The following is a 15,883-nucleotide window of genomic DNA, read 5'->3' as shown; positions in this document are numbered from 1 at the left end:
GCACGCGGTGATCGAACTGGTGCTGGGCACGACGGGCGCGCACCGGCTGCGGTTCGCCGTCTCGCCGCTGGAGGAGGCGCTGGGCGCGATCCAGGTCATCACCGGCAGCCGGGGCCACCCGGCGCACCTGCCGTGGCTGCGCGGGGCCGCCGAACGGGCCCGGCGGCTGCCGCTGGGCGAGCTGTTCCGGGTACTGGGCCACCGGCACTACCTGACCGACTTCCTCAGCCCTCCGCCGACCACGCCCGAGACCACGGCCGCCGCGCAACTGGCGCAGGTCCGGGCGACGCCGCCGGAGCAGGTCGCGCTGGAACTGGCCCGCGTGGACGCGGACCTGGGCGCGCTGCCCGACGACCCGGAGCGCGCCCGCGACCTGCTGGCCGACCAGCTGGAGATCGCGTGGACCGAGCTGGTCGAGCCGGACTGGCCCCGGCTGCGGGACGCCCTGCTCGCCGACATCGGGCACCGCGCGCGGCGGCTCGCCCTCGGCGGCCTCGCGCACGCGCTCGCCGACCTGCACCCGGGCGTCCGGCTGACCGGCGACGCGGTGTGCGTGGACAGCGCGTCCCGCGAGCGGATCCACCTCGACGACCGGGGGTTGCAGCTCGTGCCCAGCGTGTTCGCCTGGCCCGGTCTCGGCGTGGTCGCCGGCGGGCCGTGGCAGCCGGCCCTGCTCTACCCCGCGCGCGGCGTGGCGGAGCTGTGGTCGGCACCGGACCGGCCACCCGGCGCGCTCACGGGCGTGCTCGGCCGGACCAAGGCCGCGCTGCTGGACACCCTCAACCGCCCGGCCGGCACGACGGAGTTGGCCCGCCGCCTGGGCCTCGCCCCGAGCACGGTGTCCGGCCACCTGACCGCGCTGCGCGCCGCCGGCCTGCTCGCCACCACCCGGCACGGCCACGAGGTCCACTACCACCGCACCGGACTGGGCGACGCCCTGCTGCGCCCCTGAGCGGTGCCGACGCCGCCGCGCAGTCCCCGAACACGGCCGCACCCTCCACGGGGTCGGGTTCGCGCGGCGACGCCGGGTGCCTCCACAGTGGAACGCCGGCGGTGAGCCTCCTCTCGCGTGCGCCGGGTCTCCCGCGCACCGGGTTTCGCGTGCAGCGCCGCGTGACATAGAACAGACTCGGACTGCACGCATTCGAGGAGGAACTTCGTGGCTCAGACGGTTCGCGGCGTGGTCGCACGGGGCAAGGGCGCTCCGGTCGAGGTGGTGGACGTCGTCGTCCCCGACCCCGGTCCGGGTGAGGCCGTGGTGAAGGTGCAGGCCTGCGGGGTCTGCCACACCGACCTGCACTACCGGGAAGGCGGCATCGAGGACAAGTTCCCGTTCCTGCTCGGCCACGAGGCGGCCGGCGTCGTGGAGGCGGTCGGCGAGGGCGTCACCGACGTCGAACCGGGCGACTTCGTGGTGCTCAACTGGCGCGCGGTCTGCGGCGCGTGCCGGGCCTGCCTCAAGGGCAAGCCCTGGTACTGCTTCGACACCCACAACGCCCGTCAGCCGATGACGCTGGCCGACGGCACGCCGCTGGCCCCCGCGCTGGGCATCGGGGCGTTCGCGGAGAAGACGCTCGTGCACGCGGGCCAGTGCACGAAGGTCGACCGGCGGGCGTCGCCGACCGTGGCCGGCCTGCTCGGCTGCGGCGTGATGGCCGGGTTCGGCGCGGCGGTCAACACCGGCAACGTCGGGCGCGGGGACAGCGTCGCGGTGATCGGCTGCGGCGGCGTGGGCAACGCGGCGGTGGCCGGCGCCCGGCTCGCCGGCGCCACCACGGTCGTCGCCGTCGACATCGACCCGCGCAAGCTGGAGTGGGCGCGCGGCCTGGGCGCCACGCACACCGTGGACGCCTCCACCGAGGACGCCGTGGCCCGCGTGCAGGAGCTGACCGGCGGGTTCGGCGCGGACGTGGTGATCGACGCGGTCGGCCGGCCCGAGACGTGGCGGCAGGCGTTCTACGCGCGCGACCTCGCCGGGACGGTGGTCCTGGTCGGCGTGCCGACGCCGGACATGCGCATCGACATGCCGCTGATCGACTTCTTCTCGCGCGGCGGCGCGCTCAAGTCGTCCTGGTACGGCGACAGCCTGCCCTCCCGCGACTTCCCGTACATGATCGACCTGTACTTGCAGGGCAGGCTCGACCTGGACGCGTTCGTCAGCGAGACGATCGCGCTGGACGAGGTCGAGGCGGCGTTCGCGAAGATGCACCACGGTGACGTGCTGCGCTCGGTGGTGGTGTTCTGATGGTGCGCGTCGACCACGCCGTCACCCGGGGCACGTTCAGCCTCGACGGGCAGACCTTCGACGTCGACAACAACGTGTGGGTGATCGGCGACGACCGGGAGTGCGTCGTCATCGACGCGCCGCACGACGTGGACAGGATCCTGGAGGTCGTCGGCGACCGCGAGGTGAAGGCCGTCCTGGCCACCCACGCCCACGACGACCACGTCCGGGTCGCGCCCGCCCTCGGCGCGGCGACCGGTGCGCCGGTCCTGCTGCACCCCGCCGACCGGGTGCTGTGGGACCTGGTGCACCCGGACTCGGCACCCGACGGCGACCTGGCCGACGGGCAGGTGGTGGAGGTCGCGGGCACCGCGCTGCACGTCCTGCACACCCCCGGTCACGCGCCCGGCGCGTGCTGCTTCCACGTGCCGGACCTGGGCGCGGTCTTCACCGGCGACACCCTGTTCCACGGCGGGCCGGGTGCGACCGGCCGGTCCTACTCGGACTTCGACACCATCATCAGGTCGATCACCGACCGGCTGCTGGTGCTGCCGGAGGACACCGTCGTGCACACCGGGCACGGCGACGACACCACCATCGGCACCGAGGCCCCGCACCGGGCCGACTGGATCACCCGCGCCGGCTGACGCCCGCACCCCCTGCCGCTTCGGCACCGTGCGGCGGCAGGGCGCGGGCGGGGCGCGCGGCGGCAGGTGCGGGCGGCGGCAGGGCGCGGGCGGCGGCAGGTGCGGGCGGTGAGCGTGCCGGGCACCGGCCTCCGGCCGACGCGTCCGCCCGAGCCTCGGCCGACGGGCTCGTGCTCGACCGCGCGCCGGCGGGCACCCTCACACCGTGCCCGCGCTCAGGGATGCGGGTCGGTCGCACCCAGTGCCGCCGCCACGAGCCGGACGGCTCCGAGGAGCGCGGCGCGGGGGTTGTCGCGCCACTCCGGCGTGAGCGGCGCCAGGCCGGTCGAGAGCGGGTAGCGGGTGCCGAGGTCGGGGACGTGCGCCGCCGTCGCCCGCGCGTGCCGGGTCCACTCCGTGATCTCCCGCCCGTCCAGGCGGTCGTAGGCGGCTGCGGTGGCGGCGGTGGCCCGGACGGTGGCGTAGAGCATGGTGAGCGCGGGGGGACGTGCCTCGGCGGGGACGTCCCACGCGTCGAAGATCTCCAGCAGGCGTTCCAGCCAGTCCTGCTCGTTGGGCCCCTGGGAAGCCTGCGACCACGACCGCTCGGTCAGCCACGGGTGGGCCAGGCACACCCCGAACAGGGCCTCCGCCCACGCCCGCAGCGCGTCGGCCAGGCTCGTCGCCGGGTTCTCCCAGGTGGGCAGGGCGGAGGCGTGGTCCTGCATCAGGGCCAGCAGGTTCTCCTTGGTGCCGACGTACGGGTAGAGCGCCATGGCGGTCTTGCCGAACCGCGCGGCGACCGCCCGGGTCGACACCGCGACCAGGCCGTCGACGTCGGCGATCGCGATGCCGGCGTCGAGGATGTCGTCCAGGTCGAGCTGCTGCCGGGGGCCTCGGCGCGGCGTGGGCAGCGTCGTGCCCCGGTGCCGCCAGAGCCGGCGGACGTGGGCGTCCTCGTCGTTCGTCACCATAGTCCTTACACTGTATAGTGTTTTCATCCGGTTCTCGACGCAGGGGGTTCACCATGGTCACGGCACGGCTCCACGACGGCTCGCCCCTGGAGGTGGCGGTGCTGGGCGACGGGCCGGCGGTCCTGCTGCCGGTGGGCACGGAGGTGCGCGACGACGAGGCGGCCGAGCAGGCGCGCGCGTGGGGCGCGGACCCGAACCTCGGCCACACCCTCGCCACGGCGCTGGCCGACGAGGGCTTCCGCGTCGTCGCCGCCGACTACGAGGGCCACCTCGCCCGCCACCCCAAACCCCGCACGCTCGACGCCGCCGCAGCCGCCGCCGACCTGCTGGCGATGGCCGACGCGGCGGGCGCGGACCGGTTCGCCTACTACGGCTACTCGTGGCTCGCGCTCGCCGGCCTCCAACTGGCGATCCGCACCGACCGGCTGACGGGCCTGGCCATGGGCGGCTTCCCGCCCCTCGACGGCCCGTACGGGCCGATGCTCACCGTCACCCGGGCCGCCCACCGGATGGCCCGGACCGACCGCGCACCCGCCACCACCCCGTCCGTCCCGGGCGACTGGGACACCGTGCAGGTCGACCTGGACGAGGACCAGACCGGGCAGTACGTGACCCTCTACGAGTCCCTTCAGGACTTCGACGACCGAGCGGCGCTGGACCGGGTGACCGTGCCACGGCTGGCGTTCGCCGGCGAGAACGACAACATCACCTATGGCGCGCAGTGGGACGACGCCCACGTCGTCATCGCCGATGTGCTCAAGCGCCACCGCGACGAGCTGGTGCGCCGGGGGTGGTCGGTGCACCTGGTGCCGGGCACCGACCACATGAGCGCCATGCAGGCGACCACCGTCCTGCCCATCCTGGTGCCGTGGCTGAAGACCACCGTCACCGAGTAGGCACCCCTGCTGTGGAGGAGCGCCCGGTATGGCACGCAGCGGGCCGTGCCGTGACCGGCACCACCTGTTGGCAGCGGTTGACCGAGTGGCACGAGGCCGGCGTGCGGGAGCGGTTGCACGAATTCCTGCTCGCTGAGCTGCACGCCGCCGGCCTGCCGGGCCTGTCCGCCACGCTGGTGGACTCCAGCACCTGCGTGTCCCCGAAGGGGCCGACACCGGGCCGAGCCCGGTCGGTCCCGCTGATCGCCGTCGTGCCGCCGCTTCGCGGCATGGCGGCAAACGCAGGCAACGCCCTCGGCGGCTCCCCACCGACCTGGGATGTGGTGGACGTCGGCTCGACGTTGGCTGCGGATGCGGAGTCGGCGGAAGCCCTTGGTACAGGCGAAGGTGCGTTCGACCGGCCGGCGGACCTTGTCCAGACCCGGAGCCGTGTCCACGTTGCAGCGGGCGATCACTGGCGTGATACCGCGCGGCCGTTCCGGAAACGGCTCCGTCTGCGGCGATGGCCACCGCTGCGGGATGGCTATCTGCCGCATGGCGGACGCTTCTGCCGGTCAGTTCGACCGGAGCATGGACCGGCTGCCAGAACACCTCGGTGTCCCGACGCTCGGGGCGAGATCGGGCGGGCTGTCGTGCGGACCCTGTCGGCGGCCCGTATGTCGAGGACGATCACCATGCCACCGACGGCGGTCCCCCACGAGGGTTCTGCTGCGACGCAGCAGTAGGTGGCGTCTGGGGTCTCGGGACTGGCGCGAGCCGGTCCTGGAGGGTGGCGTGGCGGAATTGGTAGACGGGCCCGACGGTGCGCAGCAGGTGGCGGTGGTGTGCGTCGTCGAGGAACCGGCCGAGTCGTAGTGGGATGCGGTACCGGAGGGTGAGATAGACCTGGCCGACGGCGGTCCACCAGGCCGAGGAGGACACCAACCCGAGCGCGAGTCCGGTGATGGCGCCGAGTACGAGGTCCCTCGTCGGAAAGGCGGGCGGGTAGCCCAGAACCACGGTCATCGCAGGGAAGAAGAACGCGTATACCAACCCGGCTGTGCCCCCGAATACGAACCAGTAGGCGAGGTCGTCGCGTCGTTGTCCGCGAGGAGTAGTGGTCAAGGCGGTGGTGCCGACATTGAACCGGTCGGCCAGCGCGAAGCCACATCCGACCGCCAGCACGCAGATGACCGCCATGAGCACCACCTGCACAATTCCGGATTCTATCGCCGCACCGTCCGCAAGCAGCTTCGTGCTGATCCCCAGCGGAGCGCCCGCGCCCAACCCGAGGCTGAGTATGATCGCCAAGGTTCGACTGCGACTGCGGCCGAAGCGGCTTTGGCCGTGTCGACCGATTCTGCAGGGGGCACCGGTGTTGGCAAGACTGAACACCATGCCGAACATCAGTCCCTGCCCTGCAGTCACCGCAGTTATAGCTAGAACCCCGTCTTGAGATATCACACCGGTATCGACGAGTGAAATCAGAGTGGTGAACGCGAAAACGGCGAGGAGTCCGAACGTGGCCCGGTAGGAGAGGTCTCCGCGCCGTTTCTCGTGAGTGGAAAAATTGGTCGCCGTGCGGCCGGCGGTAAATACGAGAACCAGCATTGTCGTGAGAACCAGGTCGATCGACGTTAACGAGATGACATCGATTCGCGCCAGCCAGCCGAAGACCGAAAAGGAGGCGAAGGTGATTATTCCGGCAAGGCATCCGGCAAGCATCCCGGCCAGGGCCCGGCCACGCGCGTCTTTGCCGAATCGCGGCCGGCCTCCGACGCTGGCCAGGCAGAACAACATCCCGAACGAGGTCGAGAAGATGCTGAAGAAGGAGGGTTCGTATCTGCTGCCGTGCCACTGTTCGAGAAGTGTGGGGAGTGTGGAGAGGGGTGCGAGGACGAGCCAGTAGGACAGGAGGGTGAGGAGTATGCGGTGGGTCCGGGGTGGCCAGGTGGGGATGTGCCACCAGCGTAGGTCGCGGGTGCCGGTGTCGCGGAGGTGTCGGGCGATGACGGTGAGGGTGCGGTGGGCGGTGCGGGGTGTGTAGCGGGGTGGTGGCCGGCCGGGGCGTGGGGTGTAGGCGGTGGTGATCGCGTGGTCGAGGAGGTGGTGGGTGATGTGGTCGGGGGTGGGGAACCAGGCGGTGTTGAGCAGGTGGTCCAGGGGTGCGACGGGCGAGTCTGGTGGCGGGGGTGGGTGGTGGGTGTCGCGGAGCAGGGTGATCGTGAGCGGGTTGTCCAGGGCTCGTGCGATGGTCGGGTGGCGTGCGGGGTTGTCGAGGGCGTGCAGGAGGTTGCGCCAGGCCGGGGGTGGTGGGTCGGGCAGGCCGTCGCGGAGGTAGGCGGCGGCGTCCGATGGGGTCTGCGGTTGCAGTTCGAGGGCGATCGCGCCGGTGAGGATGTGGTGTTCGGCGGCGGCGGCGAGTTCGCGGGTCCGGGTGAGCAGTACGAGTCGGAAGGTGGCCTGGTCGGCGAGGGCGCGCAGGGCGGTGGGCCGGTGGTGGTCGGGGATCTCGTCCAGGCCGTCGAGGAACACCGCGATCCCGCCGGTGGCGAGCAGTTGCGCGGCGTGGCGTCGGCCGCGGCGGCCGGCGAGGGGGCCGAGTTCGGAGAGCCTGCCGACCAGCCAGTCGGCGACGGGGGTCGTGTCGGGGTTCCAGCCGTGCAGGGTGAACAGCACCGGCACCGGGACGAGGGCGCGTGCCTCGGGCGGGAGGTGGTGGCGATGGCGCAGGGCGTCGAGCAACAGCAGGATCGCCGCCGAACTCTTGCCGGTGCCCGGCCCGCCGGTAACGATCACCCTGCCGGACGGCAACCCTCCGTAGACCTGGTACAGCGTGTGGTGGGTGCGGTCGCGCAGCCGGTCGGGGGTGATGGGGGCGAGTCCGGGAAGCGGGGCGAACGCCAGCGCGCCCGGACGCGGCGAGGTCGCGGCCGACACCGGCCCGGCCACCGGGGCGGTGCTGCGACGCCAGCGCAGCGGCAGAGCCGCCGGTTGCAGCAGTCCCCGGTCGGACGCCGCCGCGCTCCACTGGGCCCACACCGCCGCCGCCAACCGGTCGGCCACCGCGCCCGGATCAGGCGAACCCCGCCACCACCCGGCCGCACCGCGTCCAGGCGGGTGGATCGTGACGTCGCGGCCCGCCTGGATGACCGCTCCCCCGCCCGACACCACCCCGGACTGACCGACCCCGAACCCGTCCCCCCGACCAACACCCACGCCGAGCACCCCCGCCGGCCACCCACCCGTGCAGAACACGATCACACCGGACGCCGACCACCCGACCGCATCCCCGGCCACACCACTACGCACTACTGCGGACAACCCCACCACCACAACGATGACGCAAGCACGTCACAGCCGGCCTCGGCCCGACCGATCGAGCGACACTCGCCCATCCGCCACACCGTCTCGGAACGTCCACGACACCGGCGATGCGGAAACGCGCCCACAGCACCCGGGACACCACCACCAAGCAGAGGTCACGCCACGAAACGGCGCGGCTCCTCCGACGGGCGAGGCTTGGACGCCGTGGCGTCGAACATCCCTCCGGCCTCGGCAGAGTCCACCGGGTCGGGACACGCCGAACAAGATGCCCGAGGCCGGTTCGGGCAAAAGGGCACGATCCGGATGCGCCAGGCGTGGAGCCTGCGCGACTCGCCACCCACCTGCACCACAACCCCGACCGGCGGATCCGCGATTCCGACACCCGCCTCCTGGGCCACCCCCGGTCGAACCGCAGTCCGGGCCACTGCGCACCTCGTCATCACCGGCTCCGGCCACCCCTACCCGAACCCGGCGAACGTCCGTGGTCAGCGCGCTAGGCGATGCCGGCGGCGATGAGGAGCGGCCAGATCTCGCCCTGGTCCACGACCGCCACTTCCAGCTTCTCCGCCTTGGTCAGCTTGCTCGCGCCGACGTCCGCGCCGGTGATGAGCATGTCCGTGTTCGCCGACACCGACGTCGCCGTGGTCGCGCCGGCCTTCTCGCACATCCGCTGGAAGGTCGGGCGGGGGATCTTCTCGCCGGAGCGCGGGTCGCTGATCGCGCCGGTGATCACCACCGTCTTGCCGGCCAGGGGTGCGTCGGACGCGACGACCGGCGGCAGGTCCTCGTCGCGCACGTCCAGCGAGACGCCGCGCTCGCGCAGCCGCTCCAGCTCCGGGCGCAGCCGGGTCAGGTGCTCGGTCAGCGACGCGGCGACCTTCGGGCCGATGTCCTCGACCGCCACCAGGCGCTCCTCGCCGGCGTCCGCGACGTCCTCCAGCGAACCGAAGCCCGCGCGGCACAGGCGGGCGGCGGTGCCCTCGGACGCCATCGGGATGGCCAGGCCGATCAGCGCCCTGCGCAAGCCGACCGCCCGGCTGGTCGCGATGGAGTCGACCATGCGCTGGGCGGAGGTCTCGCCGATGCGGTCGAACTCCAGCAGCTGTTCCTTGGTCAGGTCGTAGAAGTCCGACGGGCGCTCCAGCACGCCCGCCTCGGCCAGCCGCTCGATCCACACCGGACCGACGGCCTCGATGTCGGCCGCCGCGCGCGAGGCCCAGTGGATCAGCCGGCGCACGGTCTGCGCGGGGCAGGCCACGTTGGTGCAGAACAGCTCCCGGCTGTTGCCCTGCTCGACCACCGCCTGCCCGCACGACGGGCACGCCACGGGCGGCACGATCTCCTTCTCCGCGCCCGTCCGCGCGGCCGGGTCGAGCACGCCCGCGACGAACGGGATCACGTCGCCCGCGCGGCGGATCAGCACCGTGTCGCCGATCATCACGTCACGCGCGCGGATCACCTCCTGGTTGGCCAGGGTCGCCTTGGTGACCGTCGTGCCACCCACGAACACCGGCTCCAGCCAGGCGACCGGGACGATCTTGCCGGTCTTGCCGACGTCCCAGACCACATCGGACAGCACGGTCGTCTTCTCCTCGGCGGCGAACTTGAACGCCAGCGCGCCGCGCGGCGAGTTCGACCGCGTGCCGGCGGCGGCGAAGGCGTTGCGGTCGGCCAGCCGCAGCACCGCGCCGTCGAGGTCGAAGTCCAGGTCGTTGCGGCCCTGCTCGATGCCGGTGATCACGGCCTGCGCCGACTCGGCGTCGTCGCAGTGCCGCATGTCCGCGACGGTGAAGCCGAGCGCCCGGAGCCCGTGCTCCAGGTCGGCGGCGGCACCGCCCTCGGAGGTGTCGAGGTCGAACGCGAAGTACTGCATCCGCCGCCCGGCGACGGTGGCCGGGTCCTTGGCGCGCAACGTGCCCGCCGCCGCGTTGCGCGGGTTGATCAGCGGCTTGTCCGGGTGCGCGGCGTTGTACGCGGCGAACGTCGAGCGCAGCATCACCGCCTCGCCGCGCACCTCGACCCGGCCGGGCACGTCCACCCGCTCCGGCACGCCGTCCACCATGGCGCGCACCAGCGGCGTCACGTCGTCGCCGGTCGTGCCGTCGCCCCGGGTGACCGCGCGGGCCAGCCGCCCGTTCTCGTAGACCACGGCCAGCGACAGCCCGTCGAGCTTCGGCATCACCACGACCGGCTGGCCGGGGAAGCGGTCGAAGAAGGCGGCCACCTGCTCGGGCCTGGTCGCCTTCTCCAGCGACAGCATCGGCCGCGAGTGGCGGACCGGGGCGTGCAGCACCGCCGGGGCACCGACCTGCTCCAGCGGGTTCGGGTCGGGTGCCAGTTCCGGGTTGGCCTCGACCAGCCCCCGCAACTCGTCCTCGACGACGTCGTACTCCGCGTCCGCCACCAACGGCGTGCCCTGGTAGTACGCCTCGCGCAGCGCCACGATCCGGTCGGCGAGTTCTTGGATCCGTTCCCGAGCGTTCACGGCGTACAAGTTACCCGCGACCACCGACAATCCCGGGGACCACACCCGGGTGATGTCCTCGAACGCGCAGGTCGGGGCGTCGCCCGGGTGGTACCGGCCGGGTCACGGGCGCAGGTAGTCGTGCACCGGGAGCGCCGGGGCGAGGGTGAGGTCGGTGAGCACGTGCGAGGCGGAGACGACCTCCAGCACGGGCAGGTCGGCCAGCGGTGCCAGGACGTGGGCCAGCAGTTGCAGCCGGGCCGGGCCGCGCCACGCCTGCTTGACCACCAGTTCGGTGATCTCGGTGCGGACCAGGTCGCACACGCGCAGGCCGCCCGTGTAGTCGGGGACGGTCTTGACCGCGAACGTCGGCACGCCGATCTGGGCGCGCGCCTCCTCGGGGTCCAGCGGCTCGTGCTTGTAGGCCATGGTGGCGGTGGCCACCCGTTGGCTGCCGTGATCGAGCGTACCGACCAGCGCACCGTCCTCGGTGAACAGTTTCGGGCGGCCGGAGGTCTTGGGGTAGGCCGACAGCTCGCGGCCGGCCAGGATCGCGCCCACGTGGTCGAGGTGCATCGTGTGCAGGTACTCGCCGTCCTCGCCGTCGTAGCGGACCGCGAGGGCCTGCCCAGCCTCGGTGTACGGGCCGTAGCCGTCCACGTCGCCCATATGCATGACCTCGAAGCGCACCAAGGGTTCGACAACCTCCAACGGCGTGGGGACCACCGCCCTCATCGCGTCGGGATCGGTGCGGTAGACGACGTTGAAGTACTCCCGGTCCACGAACCGGGTCGCCCGCAGCGGGTACGGCGGGGCTGTCAGGGGTGTCACAGGGCTGTGGAGCAGTCGGTCGGGCTGCATGTCGACCTCCAAACGAGTACAGTTCGTATCGGATACATACCGTACTCGTTTCGGCGACCGCCGCACGACGACGTGACCGCCGGAACACGCCCCCCTCACGGGAGCGCCACGAAGGGAACAACCCATGAGCTTCACCGTGCCGTCCGACCACCAACACCGTCCGGCCACCGTCATCGGCGCGGGCACCCTGGGGCGGCGGATCGCCCTCATGCTCGCCACGCGCGGCGGCGAGGTGCGCGTCTACGACCCCGCCGGGCAGCAGCGCGACGCTGCCGCCACCTACGTCCGGGAGAACCTCGACGCCGTTGCCGCCACCGTCGACGGCGGCAGCCCCGGCACCGTGTCCACGACGGACGACCTCGCCACGGCAGTCGACGGGGCGTGGCTGGTCGTGGAGGCCGTGCCGGAGAAGTTGGACCTCAAGACGCAGGTGTTCGGCGAACTGGACGCGCTCGCCCCGGCCGACGCCATCCTGGCCAGCAACTCGTCGTCATACGCCAGCAGGCTGTTCCTCGACCGCGTGACACACCCCGAGCGGGTGCTCAACGTGCACTTCTACATGCCGCCGAAGCAGAACGCGGTCGACGTGATGTCCAGCGGCAAGACCGACCGGGACGTCCTCGACTTCGTCATGGCGACGTTGCCGGAGTACGGCGTGCTGCCGTTCGAGGCGAAGCGCGAGAGCACCGGGTTCATCTTCAACCGGGTGTGGGCGGCCATCAAGCGCGAGTGCCTCGAACTGGTCGCCGAGGGCGTGGCCACGCCGCAGGACGTGGACGGCATGTTCCAGGCCAACACCGGCATGAAGGGCGGCCCGTTCCGGATGATGGACCAGGTCGGGTTGGACGTCGTGCTGGACATCGAGGAGCACTACGCGGCCGAGCACCCGGAGTACCCGGAAGGCCCGCGCACGCTGCTGCGCGACTACATTGACCGGGGACGCCTCGGGGTGAAGAGCGGCGTCGGGTTCTACGACGACTACCCCCAGCCCTGACAGGAAGCCGATGCCGAAGTCCCCGACCAAGACCCGCCCGAAGACCGTGACGGCGCTGATGCGCAGCGCGCTCGCGCTATTCGTCGAGCACGGCTTCCACGCGACGTCCATCAGCGACATCTGCGGGCACGCGGGTCTGACGCGGGGCGCGTTCTACTCCAACTACCGCACCAAGGAACAGCTCTTCCTGGCGCTCTACGACGTCGAGGCAGACCGGGTGCTGGCCGACATCGAACAGGCCGTGGACACCGTCACCCCCGGTGACGACCCGGTCCGCCACATCATCGACCGGGTCGGCGCGCACCGCCGCGAGAACCACCGCTGGTTCCTGGTGTCCATGGAGTTCACCCTGCACGCGGCCCGCACCCCGGACCTGGCCGCCGAGCTGGCCCCGCACGAGGACCGCCTGACCACCGGTCTGGCGGCCCTGCTGGAACGCTCCCTGCCGGGCCTGAGCCGCGACCGGGCCGAGGACGTCGCCCGCCTCCTCACCGCGCTGCACGAGGGGACGACGGCGCAGGAACTCATCCACGGCACAGCGGCCACGGCGTTCCGCGACCGGCTGCTGTCCGACATCGTGGACGCGCTGGTCGCCGACAACCCCCGCTGACCCGCCGGCCCGTCGCATCCTCTGTGGACAGGCGGTCCCGCACCGGGTTCACGGGACGGGGTTGCGCCTCCCCCGAGGGGAGCCTGGATGCTCTCCCCATGCCAGGCACCATCCCCATCGGCGAGTTCGCCAAGATGACGCACCTGACGGTGAAGGCGCTGCGCCACTACCACCGGCTGGGGCTGCTCGAACCGCGCCACGTCGACGAGCGCAGCGGTCTGCGCGCCTACGACGCCGACCAGGTGCGCCCGGCGCGCACCATCCGCCGGCTGCGCGAGCTGGACATGCCCCTCGCCGACATCAAGGACCTGCTCGACGCGCCGCACCCGGTGGACCGCGACCGGGTCCTGCTGGCCCACCTCGACCGGCTGGAGAGCGGGCTGGACCGCACCCGGCTGGCGATCGCCGGGTTGCGCAGGCTGCTCGACCGGCCCGCGCCCGGGGCCGCCGTCCGGTACCGGTCGGTGCCCGCGACGCCGGCGGCCGGGATCACCCGGCGGGTCCGGCGCACCGAGGTCGGCCCGTTCTGCGAGGAGGCGCACGCCGCCCTGCCCGACGACGGCACCGGTCCGCTCGGCGCGCTGTTCCCGGAGGTGCTGTTCACCGAGGGCGTCGGCGAGGTGACCGCGTTCCGACCCGTCCGCACCGCCGCCGCGACGCTCGTCGTCCCGGCGGCCACGCTGGCGGTCGCCGTGCACCTCGGCCGCTACGAAGACCTGGACGAGACCTACGGCCCGCTCGGCGCGCACGTCACCGCGCTCGGCGTGGCCGCGCCGGGTCCGCTGCGCGAGTTGTACTTCGACCCCGAGCTGGACCTCGACGCCCGGCGCACCGAGGTGTGCTGGCCGATCACCCACGCCCCCCGGTAGACCGCCGACCCGACAGGAGACACCGTGCTCGACGCCGCCCGCGAGGAGTTCCGCCGACGCCTCGCCCACCTCACCCCGCAGACGTGGGCCGCCGCCACGCCGTGCCCGGACTGGACCGCCCGCGACCTGGTCAACCACGTCGTCGGCGGTGAACGCATGACCGCCGCCCTGCTCGACGGGGCCACCACCGGGGTCGCGGTGAAGGCGTTCTCGGTCGACTGGCTGGCCGCCGACGACCCGCTGGTCGCGTTCGACGCCGCCACCGCAGCCCTGGACGCGGCGGCCGGCGGCCCCGGTGCGCTGGACCGGGTCGTGCAGCACCCGGTCGGCCCCGTCCCGGGACGGCAGGCCGTCGAGTTCCGGGTGGCCGAGCACCTGGTGCACGCCTGGGACCTGGCCCGCGCGCTGGACGTCGACGACGTGCTGGACCCGGACCTGGTGGCGCGGACCTGGGAGGCCATGCGGGACCTGGCACCGGTCATCGGCGGCCTGGGCGTGTTCGGCGCAGGCCCCAGCGGCGCCCTCGGCGAGGGCAGCCCGCTCCAGGACCGGCTCCTCGACCTCTCCGGCCGCCGCCCCTGACGCGGCGACCGGAGAGGTCCGGGAAGCACGGCGACCGCCCTCCGCCCCGTCTCCCGGGTGGTCCACCGGGATGTCGTCCTGCGCCGGGATGACCGGTGCGCGGCGGGTCCGCCGGCCGCGTGGAAGAACCGGCCGGATCGCGCCGCGCCGGCCCGGTCCGGCCGGTGCGGAGGCGAGGGTCGGCTCAAGCGGATCCCGACCGCAACGTCCGACTGCGGTCGCGCACGCTCCAGCGGAGTGATGGGGTCGCCGCCCGACAGCGTGCTCTCGCGGCGCGGCGGGATCTCCCCCGCCGCGTTTTTTTAATTGATGTCCGGCAAGCGCCGCCCGCGCGGGGAGTTCGTGGCCAAGGTGGTCGCCGGGTGCCTGGTCTCCGCGCGCGCCGGCGGGCACGCGCCGCTGGACGCGCGGCGGGTCTCGCACGCCCTGCGGCTGCCCGGCCACACCGCCGTCGACGCGGGCATTCTGGAGCGCGACGACGACCTGGACCGCTGTTCGGCGGTCCTGGACGCCGTCCGCGCCCGCACCGGAGCCACCCTCGCCGTCGAGGGCCCTGCCGGCATCGGCAAGTCGGAGGTGGCCGCGCAGCTCTGCGCCGAGGCCGCCGTGCGCGGCAACCAGCGCGAGCGCTGCTCACGCGGTGGGTGACCGGCCGCCCGGCCCGCGAACGCGCGACCCTGCTCGCCGGCGCGGCCGAGTTCGCCCGGATCCCGCCGGCCGTGCCGCGCGCCGGGCGGCGCGGCCCCGACTCGGTGATCGGGCTGACCGAGGCGCTGTGCCGGCTCGTGGTCGACGCCACCTCGCCCACCGGCACCGGCCGGGCCGGGGAGGGGCTGCTGCTCGCCGTGGACGACGCCCACTGGGTGGACGAGGAGTCCCTTCCTGGCTGGAGTTTCTCACCGACCGGCTCACCGGGCTGCCCGTCGTGGTGCTGCCGGCCTACCGGCCGAACGAGCGGCACGACGCCGCCCTGGCCCGGATCGCGCTGCGCGCCGGGGAGGTGGTGCGACCGCGCCCGCTGGGGCTCGACGCCGTGCGGACCGTGGTCGACCGGGGTCTGCCCGCCGGCCACCCGGTCGACGAGCGGTTCTGCGCCGCGTTCCACGAGCGCAGCGGCGGCAACCCCTTCCACCTGCGCCGGATGCTCGATGTCGCGCGCGAGCGCGGCCTGTCCCCCACCGCGTCGGACGCCGACGCCGTCGCCACCCCGACGTGGTGCTGTACCTCAGGGAACGCCTCGCCGGCCCAGGCGCTCGCGGTGCTCGGCCCCGGCACGCCGCTCGGGTACGCGGCGGGGCTTGCCGGGCCGGCACCCGACGTGGCGAAGGCGCAGTACCACCGGCTGTGCGACGCGGCGGTCCTGGCACCCGGTCGGACGTCGGACTTCCAGCACCCGATCATCCGCAGCACGGTCTACGACGAGCTGGCCCCGTCCCGGCGCGGTGACGTGCACCGGGAGGCGGCGCGGCTGCTGCAC

14 protein-coding genes and 1 pseudogene are annotated in these 15,883 nt (G+C 73.1%); 10 read left to right on the top strand and 5 right to left on the bottom strand.

The genetic code is table 11. The features are described 5' to 3' along the window. Nucleotides 1-7: 7 nt before the first annotated feature. From AB0I60_RS18945 to AB0I60_RS18935, 3 genes are all read left to right on the top strand, one after another. Nucleotides 8-952, top strand: a complete 945-nt coding sequence (locus AB0I60_RS18945) for a DUF5937 family protein (RefSeq protein ID WP_360731477.1) — start codon at nucleotides 8-10, stop codon at nucleotides 950-952. 207 nt (nucleotides 953-1,159) lie between these two features. Then, a complete protein-coding gene (locus AB0I60_RS18940) occupies nucleotides 1,160-2,245 on the top strand; it encodes an S-(hydroxymethyl)mycothiol dehydrogenase (RefSeq protein WP_360731475.1) in 1,086 nt (361 codons plus the stop codon). Further along, nucleotides 2,242-2,871, top strand: coding sequence for an MBL fold metallo-hydrolase (locus AB0I60_RS18935; protein ID WP_360731867.1), 630 nt, complete (start codon nucleotides 2,242-2,244; stop codon nucleotides 2,869-2,871). Before AB0I60_RS18940 ends, AB0I60_RS18935 begins: the two co-directional genes overlap by 4 nt. Before the next feature lie 215 nt (nucleotides 2,872-3,086). Here the strand turns inward: AB0I60_RS18935 and AB0I60_RS18930 are convergent, their stop codons facing one another. Further along, nucleotides 3,087-3,824, bottom strand: a complete 738-nt coding sequence (locus tag AB0I60_RS18930) for a hypothetical protein (RefSeq protein ID WP_360731473.1) — start codon at nucleotides 3,822-3,824, stop codon at nucleotides 3,087-3,089. A gap of 53 nt (nucleotides 3,825-3,877) precedes the next feature. On the opposite strand from AB0I60_RS18930, the gene AB0I60_RS18925 reads away from it, so the two are divergent. After that, complete coding sequence (locus tag AB0I60_RS18925) at nucleotides 3,878-4,720, top strand: alpha/beta hydrolase (RefSeq protein WP_360731472.1); 843 nt, start codon at nucleotides 3,878-3,880, stop codon at nucleotides 4,718-4,720. A 53-nt stretch (nucleotides 4,721-4,773) separates the two neighbouring features. Beyond that, nucleotides 4,774-4,872, top strand: a pseudogene (locus tag AB0I60_RS18920) (IS5/IS1182 family transposase); the annotation flags it as partial. 517 nt (nucleotides 4,873-5,389) lie between these two features. Here AB0I60_RS18920 and AB0I60_RS18915 read toward each other — a convergent pair. The 3 genes from AB0I60_RS18915 to AB0I60_RS18905 form a co-directional block, all read right to left on the bottom strand. Further along, nucleotides 5,390-7,999, bottom strand: coding sequence for a hypothetical protein (locus tag AB0I60_RS18915; RefSeq protein ID WP_360731470.1), 2,610 nt, complete (start codon nucleotides 7,997-7,999; stop codon nucleotides 5,390-5,392). 520 nt (nucleotides 8,000-8,519) lie between these two features. After that, nucleotides 8,520-10,511: an NAD-dependent DNA ligase LigA gene (gene ligA, locus AB0I60_RS18910; protein ID WP_360731469.1), complete on the bottom strand. Its 1,992-nt coding sequence runs from the start codon at nucleotides 10,509-10,511 to the stop codon at nucleotides 8,520-8,522. 102 nt (nucleotides 10,512-10,613) lie between these two features. Continuing rightward, nucleotides 10,614-11,351 (bottom strand): acetoacetate decarboxylase, encoded by a 738-nt coding sequence (locus tag AB0I60_RS18905; protein WP_360731467.1) that lies wholly within the window; start codon nucleotides 11,349-11,351, stop codon nucleotides 10,614-10,616. 124 nt (nucleotides 11,352-11,475) lie between these two features. Here AB0I60_RS18905 and AB0I60_RS18900 point away from each other — a divergent pair, with 124 nt between their 5' ends. The 5 genes from AB0I60_RS18900 to AB0I60_RS18880 all read left to right on the top strand — a co-directional run bounded on the left by AB0I60_RS18900 (nucleotide 11,476) and on the right by AB0I60_RS18880 (nucleotide 15,054). Continuing rightward, on the top strand, nucleotides 11,476-12,345 hold the full coding sequence (locus AB0I60_RS18900) for a 3-hydroxyacyl-CoA dehydrogenase NAD-binding domain-containing protein (RefSeq protein ID WP_360731465.1): 870 nt from the start codon (nucleotides 11,476-11,478) through the stop codon (nucleotides 12,343-12,345). Nucleotides 12,346-12,355: 10 nt separating this feature from the next. After that, complete coding sequence (locus tag AB0I60_RS18895; RefSeq protein WP_360731464.1) at nucleotides 12,356-12,955, top strand: TetR/AcrR family transcriptional regulator; 600 nt, start codon at nucleotides 12,356-12,358, stop codon at nucleotides 12,953-12,955. Between the two features lie 98 nt (nucleotides 12,956-13,053). Further along, nucleotides 13,054-13,824, top strand: coding sequence for a MerR family transcriptional regulator (locus AB0I60_RS18890; RefSeq protein WP_360731462.1), 771 nt, complete (start codon nucleotides 13,054-13,056; stop codon nucleotides 13,822-13,824). 24 nt (nucleotides 13,825-13,848) lie between these two features. Beyond that, nucleotides 13,849-14,406 (top strand): TIGR03086 family metal-binding protein, encoded by a 558-nt coding sequence (locus AB0I60_RS18885; protein WP_360731461.1) that lies wholly within the window; start codon nucleotides 13,849-13,851, stop codon nucleotides 14,404-14,406. A 309-nt stretch (nucleotides 14,407-14,715) separates the two neighbouring features. Next, nucleotides 14,716-15,054, top strand: coding sequence for a hypothetical protein (locus AB0I60_RS18880; protein WP_360731460.1), 339 nt, complete (start codon nucleotides 14,716-14,718; stop codon nucleotides 15,052-15,054). 291 nt (nucleotides 15,055-15,345) lie between these two features. Here AB0I60_RS18880 and AB0I60_RS18875 read toward each other — a convergent pair whose 3' ends face one another. Further along, nucleotides 15,346-15,807 (bottom strand): hypothetical protein, encoded by a 462-nt coding sequence (locus AB0I60_RS18875; RefSeq protein ID WP_360731458.1) that lies wholly within the window; start codon nucleotides 15,805-15,807, stop codon nucleotides 15,346-15,348. Nucleotides 15,808-15,883: the final 76 nt, after the last annotated feature.

The sequence above is a fragment of the Actinosynnema sp. NPDC050436 genome (assembly GCF_040655415.1).
Classification (GTDB): Bacteria; Actinomycetota; Actinomycetes; order Mycobacteriales; family Pseudonocardiaceae; genus Actinosynnema.
Note: the sequence above shows the minus strand (reverse complement) of the source record. Positions and strands in the feature narration are given on the sequence as shown.